Raw genomic sequence first — 16,341 nt, 5'->3', positions numbered from 1 at the left:
TGCGTGTTATACATCCTCATCCCGCGATAGGCCAGGGAGCCGGAATAATTGAACCTCGATAACGGTAGCGGGTCGTTCCTACCTTCTCGGGGTCGAACAGCTCCCTGTTCTCGCTGGTGGGCCACCAACCGCCGCCGCAGTAGCGGTGGCGGAGTTCCTTCCACGTGGACCGGCGATGCTTGCGCCGCATCCAACGCCATACCGTCCGCCACGTGTAGTGGCTCAGGTAGGCGAATGTCACGGAAGACACCCCGGGCCGGAAGTAAGCACACCAGCCCCGCAACGCCATATTCAGCCGACGCAGCAGGTCATCCAACGGCTGGTTCACTTCGACCTCTCGACACAACGTCTTGACCTTCCGCTTCACGGCCTGAACAGCCTTCTTCGCGGGGTAGGTATAGACGTAGTGCTGACTGGTCCCTCTCTTGCGGTGGCGCTGGATGTGCCACCCGAGAAAGTCCAGCCCCTCATCGATATGGGTAATCAAGGTCTTCTCCGGTGACAGGCGCAGGCCCATCGTGGACAAGACCTCAGCGATTTCCTCGCGCAGGACCTCAGCATCGGCTTTCGAGCCGAAGACCATCAGGCACCAGTCGTCCGCGTACCTAATAAGGCGATAGTTGGGAAGACCATGGCGGTGCCGTCTGGCACGGTCCACCTTCCCAGCACTCGGACCTCCCGGCGCCTGGGCTATGTACTCGTCCAGGACCGACAGTGCCACGTTGCTGAGCAGAGGCGAGAGAATCGACCCCTGTGGGGTTCCGGCGGTGGTCTCCCTCAGCAGACGGTCCTCACCGAGGATGCCCGACTTGAGGAAAGCCTTCACCAGTCCCAGGACAGGCTTGTCCCCGACTCGATGCCGCACCCGGCCCATTAGCGCCGGATGCGATATTTCGTCGAAGCAGGCCGTGATGTCTCCCTCAACGATCCACTCATAGTTGCGTGGTCTTGAAGCGATATAGCGCACCTCGGCCACCGCGTCATGAGCACGGCGATTCGGGCGGAACCCGTAAGAACACGGGAGGAAGTCCGCCTCGAAAATGGGCTCCAACACCAGTTTCAGGGATGCCTGGACCACCCGGTCGGTGATGGTTGCGATCCCCAGACGGCGGAGCTTCCCGCCGGTTTTGGGGATCATACGCTCCCGCACCGGAAGTGGGCGGAAACTACGGTCCTTCAGCTGCGACCGCAGTCCGTCGAGGAAATCCTCGACGCCCTGCCCGGCCTCGACGGAACGGGCCGTGCGCCCGTCCACTCCAGCCGTGCGGGCACCCCTGTTGCCCCTCACCCGATCCCAGGCCACCAGAAGGAAACCGGGATCGGCAACGAGATTGTAGAGGTCGTCGAACCTGCGATGAGCATCATCACGAGCCCAACGGTGCAGCTTGGTCTGGATATTCAGTACCCGTCGCTCCGCCACATATATGGCGTGCTCCAGTTCGTCGGTATTCACCAGCGAAACCCTCCCGATATTCCAGCAGCCTCGACTGCTGACTTGCTGGCCCCCTTCGCCCTGCGGCCGTCTCTCACGGCCTCCACGACGGGTCGTCACGCCCGCGACTACTACAGAGCCTCCGCCCCATCCCACGGCCCTCAGTCGGCAACGGACTTGCCCGCCCCCGAACTGGCTGTCCGGCAGGAGGGCGACCGCGGATGGTTCCCACGTTCACGATGCGATCGATCGGTCAGGGAGGCGCCCAGCTCTACCCCGGCAGCATCGCCACGTCTACGCCGCAGACCTTCGACGTGGCCTCCCCACCGACAGAGCTAAACGGCTTCGGAATTGCAGACCGGCCCGAGGCCCGGCCCTCACGCGCTGCACACCGGCCCATATCCACCAGATTTGACCCGGCTTCGCTGTTACGGGGCGTCCACCACTGGTTCGCTCTCGCTACACCTTCTGACCTCGCTGAACGGGCCCGCACCCTCTGGTAGTTCCGGTACGTCCCGCCTTCGTCGGGGCCGCTTGCCACCCTCACCGGCGTTCCCCGGATCAGGCTGCCCCCAAGCTTCGATCAGGCCGCTACGACGGCCTGACGGAAGTGGCCTTTCACCACCTCTCGATCAACATCGCGCCTCGTGGCGCACAGCTCCGCGGCGAAGAAAGCCGAGGCGGACTTCAATATCGCGTTCGCCCGCCGAAGTTCCTTCACCTCCCGCTCCAGCTCAGCGATTCGTGCAGCGTCGGTGCTGGTGGCGCCAGGCACGATGCCCTCGTCGGTCTCGGCCCGCTTGACCCAGCCGCGCAGGGCCTCAGGGTGCACGTCGAGCTGGTCAGCGATCCGCTTGATCGCACCGGCCCTGCCGGCGGGGTCCTTGCGGGCCTCGATCGCCAGCCGCGTCGCACGCTCGCGCAGTTCGTCGGGGTACTTACGGGGAGCAGCCATGATCGGCATCCTTCTGGGTCTTCGATGTCTCCATCAAACCCGGGGCGATTCAGAGCGGTCCTCGTCGAAGGTGACGTCGCGGACCCAGTGGAGGCGGTTTTCGATCTCCCAGTGCGACTGCACCCAGGTGGCCAGGACTTCCGGTGGCGCGGTACGGGCGTCCGCGCTGGTGATCAGGTAGACGATCTCGACGGTCCGTCGACCCTTGCGGGTGACGGTGCGCCGCAGTTGTGCGACCTGCGCGGCTCCGCTGAACTCGACCCAGGCCGGTACCTCGACGACCTTGACCGTCCCGGTGGCCCGGCGTCCGTGACCGCGATCTGTCCTGGTGGTGGCGGGTACAGAAACCCAGGGAAGCGCTTTGAGGTGCGCATACAACGACTTCTGATTGGCCTTCACGGTCAGGACGTAGTCACCGCCGGCCCTGGTCACGACAGCCGCGGTGTCGTGCTGGGTGTGCAGCGCGTGCATCGTGACGACCACGCCGTCCAGGTCGAGGTTCTGGAGCAGCTCCCGGGCAGCCGGGATCTCGTTGCTCTTCTCGCTCACGGCGATCTGGCCGAGCACCACCCCTGATCCGTGCGCGAGGGCGGCGACCAGGTGCGGGGCCGAGGAGCCGCCACTGCGTGCACCCCGGACGGTCTTGCCGTCGATGGCGATCACCCGCCGTCCCGCCACCAACGCGGTCCCGGTCGCCGCCCAGGCACCCAGCACCGCATCGAGCAGGTCCGCGTCGAGGCGGGCGAACAGGCGCCGCAACGTCGACTCGTCCACACCGCCGCGTTCAAGTCCCAGCCGGGCAAGCGCACCGCCGCCGGCATCACGGGCCCACTCCCCGATCGCGGTGAACCCCCGCGCTCCGGCCACCACCGCACACACGGCCACCGCGATCAGGGCACCCACCGGATGCCGCACACCGCGCCGTCGGCGCGGATCAGGTATCCGGCCGAGCAGGTGGACGAGGAGTTCGTGATCCAGTACGGGCGTGCGAACAGGCGCGGGGATGAGAGACGATGGCATGGCGCGGGCGTGATCCCCTGGTCGGACGGTACGGCGTAGGAACCTCCATCCAACCGGACCGGAACACGCCCGCGCACCGCTACCCCGCCACAAAACCCCACGCCACAGGGCTACAAGACGACTTTGCCGGGGCCCTGGCAGTGCACTGCCGACCTACTGCAGACCAGCAGGGTGCCGCGATCGCCAAGGTCGAAGGCGAGGGCAGTATCGAGCGGTACCGCAGTTTCTTCCAGCGCTTCGAGATGAGAGTCGCTGATCGTCGCAGACCTGGACGCGGCGCTGGACGGGTTCGACAAACCAGGGGCAAGCGATGAGTGCCGCCCGTTGCGTGACCGGGTCGTCTCCAAAGTCAACGAACTGGTGAAGGACGAGGACGTCCAGGTCTCCGCGAGCACTCTCAAGAGCCTGAGCAAGAGCGGCACCGCACGCGCTCTGTGGGAGTGCGCACAGCTCAAGAGCGAAAAGCATGCCCAAGGCCTGTGCGGGTTCGAGGAAGTAGACGCAGCGGTCAAGGCGTTCTTCGCCCGCTCCACTTCCGGCGCTGCCCGGCGGATCCTCGAAAAGGCCGAGGACCCAGAGCTGGAGGAGATGAAGCTGAAGCTGCTGCAGATGCTTCGCCACGAAGACATCCATGTATGGGAGCGCGGGGCAATCGAGGCCTACTACCCCGAACTCCAGGTCAACGAGTCGAACAACAAGAACGACCGGGCCCACACGTTCTGCGAGGGCTACACGACCGCCGATGCCATCCGTGGGCTGCCGGCATTCAAGGAATCGACTGCGGGTGAGTTCGACACCATCTTCGAGGCCTTCTTCAGAACATCACCACTGCAGGCTTGAGTTTCTGGACGGTGCGGATGATCTCCTGGTCGGGACGGTCTCCTTGACGTTGTATGCCCAGCTTCAGCCACCGGTAGGACAGACGACTCGTTGCCGGTCCTCTTCACCACCATATTGACCTTGCGGGAGAGGAAGGCCGACCTGGGTTCCGGCCTCGATTCCTGCAGGTCGCGCTGAGGGCGCCCGCGGACGTCCAGCAGGTCCAGTGCGGACATGCCAGTCATGTTGCCTTCACTCTCCACTCCCATGGTGACCCCCAGGCTGCAGGGTGTAGCCCGCCTGTTCGGTCATCGGCCCGCTGACGTGCGGACGGCCTATGGAGTCTCGCGGCCCATGGCCCCTCAAATGCGACGGGCTCAAATGCGGTGGGCCGACTTAATAATGACGATCAACGGCGCGCACAGAAAAGCAGAATTGAGCCGACCCACGCGCAGATAATTGAGAAGTCAGCAAACAAACCCGGCCGGTTCGGCGGAGAACGTCCGCCAGCCCGGTCCTACACTGACCTTACTTGCGACATTTTCACCGTCCCGCATGTCCGCAAGGGGTGAAGTTTTCCATCCAGGGCGTCAGACATCCAGACAGAAAACTCTACCCCCCACGAGACTGCCAACTGATGGCAAACTGACGTTCATGACCAGCCACGCTCTGAGTGAGCTGGACGAATTCCCCCCCTGCCCTGCGCCGAGTCCTGCATCGCAACTTACCCACACGGCCGGAGCACACCGGCGATGACGACGACGCGGATTCTGCCTCTGGGCACGCCGACGAACAAGGCCATCGACTTGCCGCCGATCCGAAAGCGTACGCATGTCCACTGAACTCACCGAGTCAGCTGTTTCTCCCCCCACCACCCCCTCTGCCGAGCCCGCCTCCGCGCCCTCCCGGCGCACGTTCATCGCGACGACCACCGCAGCCGGTGGCGCCGTCGTGACCGGCGGCCTGATGACGGGTCCGGCTGCGCTTGCCGCCGAGACGGGGGCCGCCGCCAAGGCACCGCCGAGCAGTCGTGTCTCGCTGACGGTCAACGGGAAGCGTCACACCGTCACGGTCGACAACCGGACCTCGCTACTGGACCTGCTGCGCGAACATTTGGACCTGCCCGGCTCCAAGAAGGGCTGCAACGCCGGCGCCTGCGGAGCCTGCACGGTCCTGGTCGACGGCCGCCGCGTCAACTCTTGCCTGACGCTCGCGGTCCGTCTGGAGGGCGCCGAGATCACCACCATCGAAGGGCTCGCCCCCGGGGGCGAGGACGGTGAACTGCACCCGCTCCAGAAGGCGTTCATCGACGAGGACGCCTTCCAGTGCGGCTACTGCACGCCTGGTCAGATCATGTCCGGCGTCGGCTGCATCCAGGAAGGCCACACCGGTTCGGCGGACGAGATCCGGGAGTGGATGAGCGGCAACATCTGCCGCTGCGGCTGTTACGTGAAGATCGTGCGCGCGGTCGAGCAGACCGCCCACGGGAAATGAGACCCGCCTCCCATGTATCCCTTCACCCTCACCAAAGCCTCCGACACCGCCGAAGCCCTCAACGCCGGGCGACGCGGCGGGCGTTACATCGCCGGCGGCACCACCCTCGTCGACCTCATGCGCGAGACCGTCGAACGCCCTGAGACGCTGGTCGACATCAGTGCGCTGCCGCTGCGCGAGGTCACCGTCACCGAGCGCGGAGGCTTGCGCATCGGAGCGTTGGTGCGGATGGCCGAGGCCGCCGCCCATGCCAAGGTCCGCACCACCTACCCGGTCATCTCCGAGGCGCTGGAGCTGAGCGCTTCGGCCCAGTTGCGGAACATGGCCACCATCGGCGGGAACATCATGCAGCGCACCCGCTGTACCTACTTCCGCGACGTGACCGCCGCCTGCAACAAGCGCGAGCCCGGCTCGGGTTGCGCCGCAAGGGGCGGCTTCAACCGCACCCACGCGATCCTCGGCACCTCCGAGTCCTGCGTGGCCACGCATCCCTCCGACGTGGCCGTGGCCTTCGCCGCGCTGGAGGCAACCGTCCGCCTGCTCGGCCCGGACGGCGCACGCAGCATCCCCTTCGCCGACTTCCTGCTGCGGCCCGGCAGCACTCCGAACCGTGAACAGGCCCTCCGCAAGGGCGAGTTGATCACTGCCGTTGAGATTCCGGCCCTTCCGCGTCCGCTCAAGTCGGGTTACCTGAAGGTGCGTGACCGGCAGTCGTACGAGTTCGCCCTGACCTCGGCGGCCGTCGCGCTGCACGTACACGGCGGGGTGATCCGGGAGGCGAAGGTGGCCGCCGGTGGTGTGGGCACCGTGCCGTGGAAGCTGCCCGCCGTCGAGAACCACCTCATCGGCGAGCGGCCCTCGCGGGCGCTGTGGGCCGAGGCCGCGAAGCATGCGGCGGACGGGGCCCGCCCCCTGGAGCACAACCGTTTCAAGGCCGAGCTCCTCAAACGAACCGTCGAGCGCCAGCTGCGCATCGTAGGAGGTACCAAGTGAGCCCGCAGCCGCAGGCGGCCGTCGGAGCGCCGCTGACCCGCGTGGACGGCCGGCTGAAGGTGACGGGGAAGGCGACGTACGCCGCCGAACACGACATCAAAGGCGTCGTCCACGCCGTCATCGTGGACAGCACCATGGGCCGCGGGCGCATCACCGGCATCGACACCCGTGCGGCCCTCGCCCAGCCCGGCGTCCTCAAGGTCATCAGCCACCTCAACGCGCCCAAGCTGGTTTACCGCGGCAACCCGGAGTCGATTGATCCGCCGGGCAACAAACAACTGCGGATATTCCAGGACGACAAGGTCCTCTTCCACGGTCAGCCGGTCGCCGTCGTGGTGGCCACCGCACTGGAGACGGCGCAGCACGCCGCGAGCCTGGTGAAGGTCCGCTACGACGCCGCGAAGCCGTCGACCGACATGGCCTCCGCGCCGGCCGGTGAACCCGTGCACTATGCGCGGGGCGACGCGGACAAGGCGTTCGCGTCCGCCGCCGTCCGGCTGGACGTCACCTACCAGCTGCCCCGAGCCCATCACAACGCGATGGAACCGCACGCCACCATCGCCCGCTGGGACGGCGACGAACTCATTCTGTGGGACAAGACCCAGTGGCCGATCGGTACGCAGAAGGACCTCGCCGCCGTGTTCGGTATTCCGAAGGACTCGGTGCGCGTCATCTCACCGTTCGTCGGCGGCGGGTTCGGCAACGCCATTCGCGCCTGGCCCCACATCGCCACCGCGGCAATCGCCGCCCGTGAGACCGGCCGCCCGGTCAAGCTCGTGCTGTCCCGCAAGCAGCTGTACTTCGGTACGGGCTTCCGGCCCGCCTACGAGTACCGGGTGCGCCTGGGCAGCGACCGGCGCGGCCGGGTGAGCGCCATGGTGCAGCACCTGAAGGCTGAGACCTCGACGTATGAGAACTTCACCGAGGGTGTCCTGCACGCCGGGCAGATGGTCTACAACGCGCCCCACGTCCGCCAGGAGTACCGGACGGTGCCACTGGACGTGAACACGCCGGTGTGGATGCGCGGTCCCGGTTTCGCCACCGCCGCCATCGCCGTCGAGTCGGCGATGGACGAACTCGCCCACAAGCTGGGCATCGACCCCGTCGAGCTGCGGCTGCGCAACGAACCGGAGGAGGACCCGTCCAACGGGCTGCCGTTCTCCACTCGGCGGCTGCGCGAGTGCCTCGCCACCGGCGCCCGCGAGTTCGGCTGGAGCCGGCGCAACCCCAAGCCGCGCTCCACCCGCGACGGCGACTGGCTGATCGGCACCGGCATGGCCACCGGCATCATGGACGTCCCTCGAGGCTTCACCACCCAGGCCCGGGTCAGGCTGGATGCCGACGGCACCGCCCTGGTCGAGGCCGCGACCAGCGACATGGGCCCGGGCACCTACACCTCTCAGTCCCAGGTCGCCGCGGACGCCCTCGGCCTGACGATGCGTACGGTGACCTTCCGGCTCGGCGACTCCGCCATGCCGCTGACCCCGCCCCACGGCGGCTCGATGACCATGGCCATGGTCGGCTCCGCCGTCCAGGACGGCTGCGACACACTGCGGAAGCAGGCGATCAAGCTCGCCGTCGAGGACGAGCGCTCGCCCCTGTACGGCGTCGACGCCGGCGACGTCGTGGTCCGCGCCGGACGGCTGCACGTGTCGGACAACCCGGCGCGCGGCGAGACCTACGGGCAGCTCCTGACCCGCAACGACCGCACCCACCTGGAAGTTCTCGGGTCCTACACCGCCGGGGAAGCCCGGTCCTCCATGTACAGCTACAGCGTGACGTTCGCCGAGGTCGCCGTCGACGCCCGCCTGGGGCTGGTACGGGTGCGGCGGATGCTCGGCGTCTACGACGCGGGCCGCATCATCAGCCCCAAGCTCGCCGACAGCCAGGCCCTCGGCGGCCAGGTCGGCGGCATCGGCGCGGCGCTGCTGGAGCACACGGTCACCGACCACCGCGACGGCCGGATCGTCAACGCCGATCTCGCCAACTACATGGTCCCGGTCAACGCCGACGTCCCCGACCTGCGGGCGATCTTCCTCGACGGCGGCAACGACATCGAGGCCGCCCCCATCGGCGTCAAGGGCCTTGGGGAAGTCGTCCACATCGGCGTGGCGCCCGCCATCGCGAACGCGGTCTTCCACGCCACCGGTCGCCGCGTCCGCCAACTGCCCATCACCGCGGAAGCCCTGCTCTGAGCCATCCGGGGGCCCGCCCGGTCCGAGCCCTCAGTGTTCGCCCGACCGTCCGGCGGCCGCCCATGCCCCGCCGCCGGACCGACAGGGCCGCCGCCGCGTCCTTCTCCCCCGGACGACACGGCGGCGGCCCGCCTCCCAGGCCGGCACCCCACCGACGTCCCACGTCGTCTCACCCGGAGACCCGCCCATGCTGAACATCGCGGACACGCTGTACGACTGGTGCCGCGAGGCCCGCCCCTTCGCCCTCGCCACCGTCATTCAGGTCAGCGGCAGCGCGCCTCTGCCGCCGGGCACCGCGCTCGCCGTCGACGCCGACGGCACGGCGGTCGGCAGCATCTCCGGCGGCTGCGTGGAAGGAGCCGTCTACGAACTGTGCCAACAGGTACTGGCCGACAGTGGCACCCCCGTCCGGGCCCGGTTCGGCTACTCCGGCGACGACGCCTTCGCCGTCGGCCTGACCTGCGGAGGCGAAATCGACGTCCTCGTACAGCACGTCGACTCCGCCACCCAGCCCCACCTCACCACAGCCCTCGAAGCCGTCACCCAGGGCCGACCGACTGCCGTCGCCCAGATCATCGACGGCCCGGAAGGACTCCTCGGCCGCACCCTCTCCCTCCTCGGCGACGGCAGCGCCTACGACGGAACCCTGGGCAGCACGCGCGAGGACCGCGCGGTGGCCGCCCAGGCCCGCGCGCTGCTACGGGCGGGGCGAACGGCTCGCACCGAGGTGGGCGGCGACGCCGACACCTGCCCCGAGAGACTGTCCGTCCTCGTCCACACCCACGCGCCCCGCCCCCGCATGCTCATCTTCGGCGCGGTCGACTTCGCGGGCGCGCTGAGCGAGGTCGGACGCTTCCTCGGCTACCACGTCACCATCTGCGACGCTCGTCCGGTCTTCGCGACGCCGACCCGTTTCCCGCATGCCGACGAAGTTGTCGTCGACTGGCCGCACCGCTATCTGGAGGGCACGGAGGTGGATTTCCGTACTGCGGTCTGCGTACTCACCCACGACGCCAAATTCGACATCCCCCTGCTCCGTCTCGCCCTCGACCTGCCCGCCGGCTACGTCGGTGCGATGGGTTCACGGCGTACGCACGACCACCGCCTCCAGGCACTGCGCGAAGCAGGCGTACCGGACGACCGACTTGCGCGCCTGCACTCCCCGATCGGGCTCGACCTCGGCGCCCATACTCCCGAGGAGACCGCCGTCTCCATCACCGCCGAGATCATCGCCAACACCCACCACGGCACCGGCCTGCCTCTGACCCTCGGTACCGGACCCCTTCACAAGCCCGCCCCAGACACTCCTTCATCCGTAGCACGAACAGCCGCGTGACGACCGATCTCCCCGCGGCGCGGCGCGGCACAGGGTGCGTACCACACAGAAGAAAATCAGCCGGCGGTGTCGGCTCGCGGATGGTGGTTGGCAGCCCAACAAGCCAGGACCCGCAGCCCCTCGTGGGAGGCAGTGCCGGGCTCTGCGGTCCAGATGACGAGGTGCTGGTCGGGGTCGGTGGGGCAGGCGAGGGTCTCCCAGTCGAGAGTGAGACCGCCGGCCACGGGATGACGGAAGGTCTTCGTCCCCATGGAGTGGTGGGCCACGTGGTGGGCGGCCCACCACTCCCGGAACTGGGGATCCTTTTCGGACAGCTCCTCGACGAGTGCAGCCATTCTGGGATCGTCCGGGTTGTCCGCTGCTTCCATCCTCAGAAATGCCACAACGGTACGCGCGACGGTTTCCCAGTCCGCATACAGTTCCCTCATAGCGGGATCAGTGAAGAGCATTCGCGCAGAATTTCGCTGCCCTTCCGGAACCTGGGAGAAGTCCGTGAGCAAGGCGGCCGCAAGGTTATTCCAGGCGAGAATGTCCATGCAGCGGCCGAGAACGATAGCGGGAGTGTCGGTGAGATTGTCGAGGAGCCGCTGCGTCGACGGCCGGACCTTCTGCACCGAGTTCCGACGTGGCCGCGTTTTCTCCTTCCCGGCCAGTTCGAGCATGTAGTCACGCTGGTCGTCGTCCAGGCGAAACACGCGGGCCAGGGCCGTCAGGACCCGAGCGGAGGCTTCGATGCGGCCCTGCTCCAAGCGGGTGTAGTAAACAGTGCTGATCGCGGCCAACTGCGCCACCTCTTCTCGGCGCAGGCCCGGAACCCGCCGCAAGGCCCCGCTCTCGGGCAGACCCATTGCACGGGGGCTCAGCTCGGCGCGCCGAGCCGTGAGGAATTCACCCAGCTCGCTGAGGTGTGCGTCCCTGCTCATGCCCGCCACGGTACTGCGCAGGCAGCCCCGGGAAAGCTCAGGTTGGGGGGTAGAGATCTGTACCCGGAACGCGCCCTTCCACTGAAGGAGCAGAGGGTCCACAGTGCCTTCACAATTAATGCTCGGATTGGACCGGCCTCGGAGAGCCCGAGGTGGCCGACCTTGCCTTCCTTGACCAACTCGGCCATGGCGCCGACGGTCTCCTCGATGGGCACCTCAGGGTCGACGCGGTGCTGGTAGAGCAGATCGACGTGGTCGGTGCCCAACCGCTTGAGGGATCCCTCCAGGGCCGCCCGGACGTTGGCCGGGCTGCTGTCGAGCATGCCCTCACGTCCCGTGTGCGAGACGAATCCGAACTTCGTCGCGACGACGGCCTGGTCACGACGGCCCTTGAGCGCCCGGCCGACCAGTTCCTCGTTGAGGAAAGGCCCGTACACCTCGGCAGTGTCGATGAAAGTGACACCCAGCTCCAGAGCCCGATGGACGGCGCGTATCGCCTCAGCGTCGCCCGTGTTCTTGCCCGTACAACCATGGGACGCCGTCATGACGCCGAGACCGATGCGGGAGACCTCCAGATCCCCCAGCATGACGTGTTTCATGGTTTCCCATCCGTTCTTCTGAGGTGCATACCTGGCCCTTGGCCGTTTCATTCGCACCTCCCGCGTTCCCGTAGGTAGCGGCAGGCATACGGGGAGAAAATCGTTCCCCTCTGCCTTCGTGCAGATTTCTTTGTAGCCAACTACACTGTGCGCGCTGGACAGCCAATGCGATGAGAGGGCTCTGCCGGACGAGGCCGCGTTCCTTGAGGCCAGACGTCCCTCTTCCAGAAATTCGTGGGGGGTAGAGTTTTATACCCGGAAAAATCTCTCCCCTTGTCGCGTTCGGGAGTCGATGGCACGGTTACATCCGTGCCATCGACGGATCCGGCAGACGGTTGACGAATGAGCATGCTCTATGCGAATGCGTGGGAGCTCTCTGGTCTGCCCTGGCCGACCACGGCGAGTACCCGCGTCCGAGGAGACCGCCACCGCAGCCGCCCGGCAAGAACGAGACGCCGGCGCTGGTTTCCGCCCGGCACACCTCAACTGCCCACGCGGAGGTCCACGCCGCGCGTCGGAGTAGGCCGTGGAGGCGGCGCCCAGCCGTCTGTTCCTACGCCGTACATCAAGAGGAAAGGACTATCTCCTACCGCATCGAAACTGACTGGCACGGTCGCTCTCGTCACCGGTACGAGCAGCGGTATCGGCGAGGCCAGTGAAGCCGTTCACACCGAACTTGGTGAGGTTGCACCAGGCCTGACGGCCGTTACGACAAGGAGTACCTGATGAAGCACGTATCACTGGGCGGGCTCGATGTGTCCCGCATCGGCCTGGGAGCCATGACCATGGCCGGTACCTACACCACGGGCGGGGGACTCGATGACGCCGAGTCGATCCGCACCATCCACCGGGCGCTGGACCTCGGGGTCACCCACATCGACACCGCCGAGATCTACGGCCCCTTCCACAGCGAGGAACTCGTCGGCAAGGCCATCAAGGGCCGACGCGACGACGTCGTCGTGGCCACGAAGTTCGGACTCGTCTCCCACGCCGGCGACGGCCCCGGCGTCATCGACAGCAGCCCCGCCAACGTGAAGACCGCCGTCGAAGGCTCACTCAAGCGGCTCGGCACCGACCACATCGACCTCTACTACCAGCACCGCGTCGACCCCAACACACCCATCGAAGAAACAGTCGGCGCGCTGGCCGAACTGGTCGCCGAAGGCAAAGTCCGCCACATCGGACTCTCCGAGGCCGGCCCCGACACGATCCGCCGGGCCCACGCCGTGCACCCGGTGGCCGCGCTGCAGACCGAATACTCGCTGTGGACCCGAGACGTCGAAGCCGAAATCCTCCCGCTGCTACGCGAGTTGCGCATCGGCTTCGTGCCCTACTCCCCGCTCGGCCACGGCCTGCTCACCGGGCAGATCCGCACCGTCGACGACTTCACCGACGACGACTGGCGCAAGACCAACCCGCGCTTCACCGGCGAGAACTTCCAGCGCAACCTGACCATCGTCGACGAGGTACAGGCCATCGGCGCCGAGATCGGCGCCACCCCCGCCCAGACCGCACTGGCATGGCTGCTCACCCGCGGCAACGACATCGCCCCCATCCCCGGCACCCGCCGCGTCTCACGCGTCGAAGAGAACACCGCTGCCGACGCCGTCGAACTCAGCGCCGCTCAGCTCGACCGCCTCAACAACCTCACCCCCGCCGCCGGCGAACGCCACAACGAGGCCAACATGGCCAGCATCGACCACTGACCCTCACCGGAGCCAGATGCGGGATGGGCCTGGCGACCGCCCGTGCCTTCGCCGAGGGAGGCCGCCGTCGCCCTGACCGACACCAACAAAGCCGCCCTGAACGCGGCCGCGAGGGAACTCACCGAAGCAGGCCACCAACGTCGCCCCGTAGGCAAGACCAACGCACCAAGAAGGTTCGGAGAGACATCATGGAATTCATCAAGCAACATCCCAGCAGCAAGGCCCCGGCCGACTGGTTCACCGGTGACGTGTGGTGGGACGTCATCGTCGCCGGCCGGGAACCATCCCGGATGCGCGCCAACCTGGTCCGCTTCTCCCCAGGCGCCCGCACCAACTGGCACTCCCACGTCCTGGGCCAGACCCTCCACGTGATTTCCGGCATCGCCCTGGTCGGCACCCGGGACGGCACCGTCCTGGAAGCCCACCCCGGCGAAACGGTCAGCTGCCCGCCCAACGAGGAACACTGGCACGGCGCCACCCCCGACCGGTTCATGGAACACCTCGCCATGTGGGAAGGCAGGGGCGACGAGACCACCGAGACCACCTGGGCCGAGCCGGTCACCAACCAGCAGTACAACGGCCCCCGCACCCGCAACCGGTAGCCACGACGCAAGAGCCGCAGCAGGTGATCGTGGTCGACCCCGACGAACCACAGCTGTGCGCGCCGGCAGCCAACGGATTTGCTGACGAGGCAGTTTGGCGGTGCGTTCATGGCGGACGGCGGTGACGTAGCACATGGCGGTCCGCCCGGCGCGATGCCGGCGGCGGGTGCCCCGCATTCCCTCGGCAGTCGCAGGTCGCCGCGCACTGGTGTAGTCAGGTCGCGCTGTCGGGTGCGGGCTGCTGGTGGTTCGTGGCCCAGGAGGCGAGGATGCGCAGCGCGTCGTGGGAAGGGGTGCCGGGTTCGGCGGTCAGTACGACGAGTTGCTGCTCGGCGTCGACGCTTGCGGTGAGGGTGTCCCAGTCAAGGGTGAGCTCGCCGGCCACAGGATGGTGGTAGGTCTTGGTGCCCATCGTGCGGGCGGCGACATGGTGGTCGCCCCACCAACGGCGGAAGTGCGCGTCCCGCACGGACAGCTCTCCGACGAGGGCCGTCAGCCTGGGATCGTCAGGATACTTGGCGGCCTGCATGCGCAACTGCGCAACGGTGGTGCGAGCGACTTCCTCCCAGTCCGCGTACAGCGTCCTCATCGCCGGATCGGTGAAAAGAATCCGGGTATGGTTTCTTTTCTTCTCCGGAATTTCCGCGTAATCGGTCATCAGCGCGGCAGCCAGGGAATTCCAAGCAAGGATGTCGGTACGGCGGCCCAGAACAATGGCCGGCGTGTCGATCAGGTTGTCCAGGAGGCGCTGCAGCGTCGGCTGTATCTTCTGCACGGTACGACGGCGAGGCCGATCCTGGCCCTTGCCGGCGAGTTCGAAGAGGTAGTCCCGTTGGTCGTCGTCCAGACGAAGCACCTGCGCCAGAGCGGACAGCACCGGCCCCGATGCCTGGATGCGGCCCTGTTCAAGGCGGGTGTAGTACTCGGTGCTGATGGCGACGAGCTGAGCGACTTCCTCACGGCGCAGTCCCTTGACCCGTCTCATGCCGCCCGTCTCGGGCAGGCCCACTCCGCGGGGGCTCAGTTCGGCCCGGCGGGTCTTGAGGAACTCGCCCAGCTCGTTGAGATGCGCGTTGCTGCGAGTCATACCAGTCAGTGTGACACCGAATGGACCGACGTTGAGGGGTAGGGATTTATACCTGGAACCTTTCATCCGGGTAAGGAATCCTACTCTGTGTCGATGCCCGTGGTGATGCGAAACTCGATGAAGTGGCCGCGATAAACCCGCCGGGGCACGGCAGCCCCGTGCTACGCAATTGACCGGCCCCGCCGATGCGCCTTGCCTCGCCAGCAACCCACGCATCTCGTCACCGCACCACACGAGTGCCGGATGAACGGCGCCTGGAAGGAACCCCCCATGAGTAAGGTCATCTTCGTCACCGGTGCCGGACGCGGTCTGGGCACGGACATCGCCCGCGAGGCCCTCGCCGCCGGCCACCAGGTCGTCGCCACCGGCCGCCGCCCCGACGAGGTCGAGAAGACCCTCGGCGGGCCGCAGGACAACCTGCTGGTCACCAAGCTCGACGTCACCAGCCTGGACGACGCCGAGGCCGCCGCGCAGGCCGCCGTCGACCGCTTCGGCCGCATCGACGTCCTGATCAACAACGCAGGGAACCTGTTCACCGGCTACTTCGAGGAGATCGCGCCCGCGCAGATGCGCCGGCAGTTCGAAACCAACCTCTTCGGCCCGATGAACGTCACCCGCGCCGTCCTGCCGATCATGCGACGGCAGCGTGCCGGCCACGTCATCACCATCACCTCGACCGCCGGCCTGGTCGGCATGGAGTTCACCTCCGCCTACGCCGCCTCCAAGTTCGCGGAAGAGGGCTGGATGGAGTCCCTGCGCTACGACGTCGAGCCGTACAACATCCACACCACGGTCGTGGAGCCCGGCTATTTCCGCACCGAACTCCTCGTGGACGGCTCCACCATCTGGCCCGAGCTGTCCATCGACGACTACGCCCCGCGCACCGCCCCGCGGATCGAGGGCATGAAGAGCATGAACGGCCGGCAGCCCGGCGACCCCGCCAAGCTCGCCCGCGCCCTGCTCACCATCGCCGGCCAGGACAAGCCCCTGCAGCGCTTCGTCGCCGGCGCCGACGCCATCGAGGCCGCCGAGGCCAAGGCGCAGGAACTCCTCGCCCAGGCCGACGCCTCCCGCGAACTGGGGTCCGCCCTGGCCTACGACGACACCCACGCCTGAGCAGCACATCCCGCGCCCCGACCGGGGCGGAGGACACCGCCGGACGGAATCTTCGACAGCATGG

General features: G+C 67.2%; 13 protein-coding genes and 1 pseudogene. 8 read left to right on the top strand and 6 right to left on the bottom strand.

Features of this window, described 5'->3' with window-relative positions:
• Positions 1–16 precede the first annotated feature (16 nt).
• The 3 genes from ltrA to M2271_RS18765 all read right to left on the bottom strand — a co-directional run bounded on the left by ltrA (position 17) and on the right by M2271_RS18765 (position 3,407).
• Entirely contained in the window at positions 17–1,453 is a 1,437-nt protein-coding gene (gene ltrA, locus M2271_RS18775) for a group II intron reverse transcriptase/maturase (protein WP_280888402.1), read from the bottom strand.
• Positions 1,454–2,015: 562 nt separating this feature from the next.
• Positions 2,016–2,387 carry a transposase gene (locus tag M2271_RS18770; RefSeq protein WP_280888401.1) on the bottom strand — a complete coding sequence of 124 codons (372 nt, stop codon included), beginning with the start codon at positions 2,385–2,387 and terminating at the stop codon, positions 2,016–2,018.
• 33 nt (positions 2,388–2,420) lie between these two features.
• Positions 2,421–3,407: an ISAs1 family transposase gene (locus M2271_RS18765; protein ID WP_280888400.1), complete on the bottom strand. Its 987-nt coding sequence runs from the start codon at positions 3,405–3,407 to the stop codon at positions 2,421–2,423.
• 324 nt (positions 3,408–3,731) lie between these two features.
• Between M2271_RS18765 and M2271_RS18760 the strand changes: the two genes are divergently transcribed.
• The 5 genes from M2271_RS18760 to M2271_RS18740 all read left to right on the top strand — a co-directional run bounded on the left by M2271_RS18760 (position 3,732) and on the right by M2271_RS18740 (position 10,244).
• On the top strand, positions 3,732–4,247 hold the full coding sequence (locus M2271_RS18760) for a hypothetical protein (RefSeq protein WP_280888399.1): 516 nt from the start codon (positions 3,732–3,734) through the stop codon (positions 4,245–4,247).
• Between the two features lie 810 nt (positions 4,248–5,057).
• Positions 5,058–5,720, top strand: coding sequence for a 2Fe-2S iron-sulfur cluster-binding protein (locus tag M2271_RS18755; protein ID WP_280888398.1), 663 nt, complete (start codon positions 5,058–5,060; stop codon positions 5,718–5,720).
• Positions 5,721–5,732: 12 nt separating this feature from the next.
• Positions 5,733–6,713 (top strand): xanthine dehydrogenase family protein subunit M, encoded by a 981-nt coding sequence (locus M2271_RS18750; protein WP_280888397.1) that lies wholly within the window; start codon positions 5,733–5,735, stop codon positions 6,711–6,713.
• The gene (locus M2271_RS18745) at positions 6,710–8,908 is read left to right on the top strand and encodes a xanthine dehydrogenase family protein molybdopterin-binding subunit (RefSeq protein ID WP_280888396.1); all 2,199 of its coding nucleotides are present in this window, start codon (positions 6,710–6,712) and stop codon (positions 8,906–8,908) included. The genes M2271_RS18750 and M2271_RS18745 overlap by 4 nt, the downstream gene beginning before the upstream one ends.
• Positions 8,909–9,095: 187 nt before the next feature.
• Complete coding sequence (locus M2271_RS18740) at positions 9,096–10,244, top strand: XdhC family protein (protein WP_280888395.1); 1,149 nt, start codon at positions 9,096–9,098, stop codon at positions 10,242–10,244.
• A gap of 56 nt (positions 10,245–10,300) precedes the next feature.
• Here M2271_RS18740 and M2271_RS18735 read toward each other — a convergent pair whose 3' ends face one another.
• Positions 10,301–11,167, bottom strand: a complete 867-nt coding sequence (locus M2271_RS18735) for a helix-turn-helix transcriptional regulator (RefSeq protein ID WP_280888394.1) — start codon at positions 11,165–11,167, stop codon at positions 10,301–10,303.
• Between the two features lie 128 nt (positions 11,168–11,295).
• Positions 11,296–11,766 (bottom strand): annotated as a pseudogene (locus M2271_RS18730) (aldo/keto reductase); the annotation flags it as partial.
• Between the two features lie 725 nt (positions 11,767–12,491).
• Here M2271_RS18730 and M2271_RS18725 point away from each other — a divergent pair.
• Both M2271_RS18725 and M2271_RS18720 read left to right on the top strand, forming a co-directional pair.
• Positions 12,492–13,472, top strand: coding sequence for an aldo/keto reductase (locus M2271_RS18725; RefSeq protein WP_280888393.1), 981 nt, complete (start codon positions 12,492–12,494; stop codon positions 13,470–13,472).
• A gap of 188 nt (positions 13,473–13,660) precedes the next feature.
• Positions 13,661–14,074, top strand: coding sequence for a cupin domain-containing protein (locus M2271_RS18720; protein WP_280888392.1), 414 nt, complete (start codon positions 13,661–13,663; stop codon positions 14,072–14,074).
• Between the two features lie 214 nt (positions 14,075–14,288).
• Here the strand turns inward: M2271_RS18720 and M2271_RS18715 are convergent, their stop codons facing one another.
• Positions 14,289–15,161, bottom strand: coding sequence for a helix-turn-helix transcriptional regulator (locus M2271_RS18715; protein ID WP_280888391.1), 873 nt, complete (start codon positions 15,159–15,161; stop codon positions 14,289–14,291).
• A 270-nt stretch (positions 15,162–15,431) separates the two neighbouring features.
• Here M2271_RS18715 and M2271_RS18710 point away from each other — a divergent pair, with 270 nt between their 5' ends.
• A complete protein-coding gene (locus M2271_RS18710) occupies positions 15,432–16,277 on the top strand; it encodes an SDR family NAD(P)-dependent oxidoreductase (RefSeq protein ID WP_280888390.1) in 846 nt (281 codons plus the stop codon).
• Positions 16,278–16,341: the final 64 nt, after the last annotated feature.

The organism is Streptomyces sp. LBL (genome assembly GCF_029893585.1).
Classification (GTDB): Bacteria; Actinomycetota; Actinomycetes; order Streptomycetales; family Streptomycetaceae; genus Streptomyces.
Note: the sequence above shows the minus strand (reverse complement) of the source record. Positions and strands in the feature narration are given on the sequence as shown.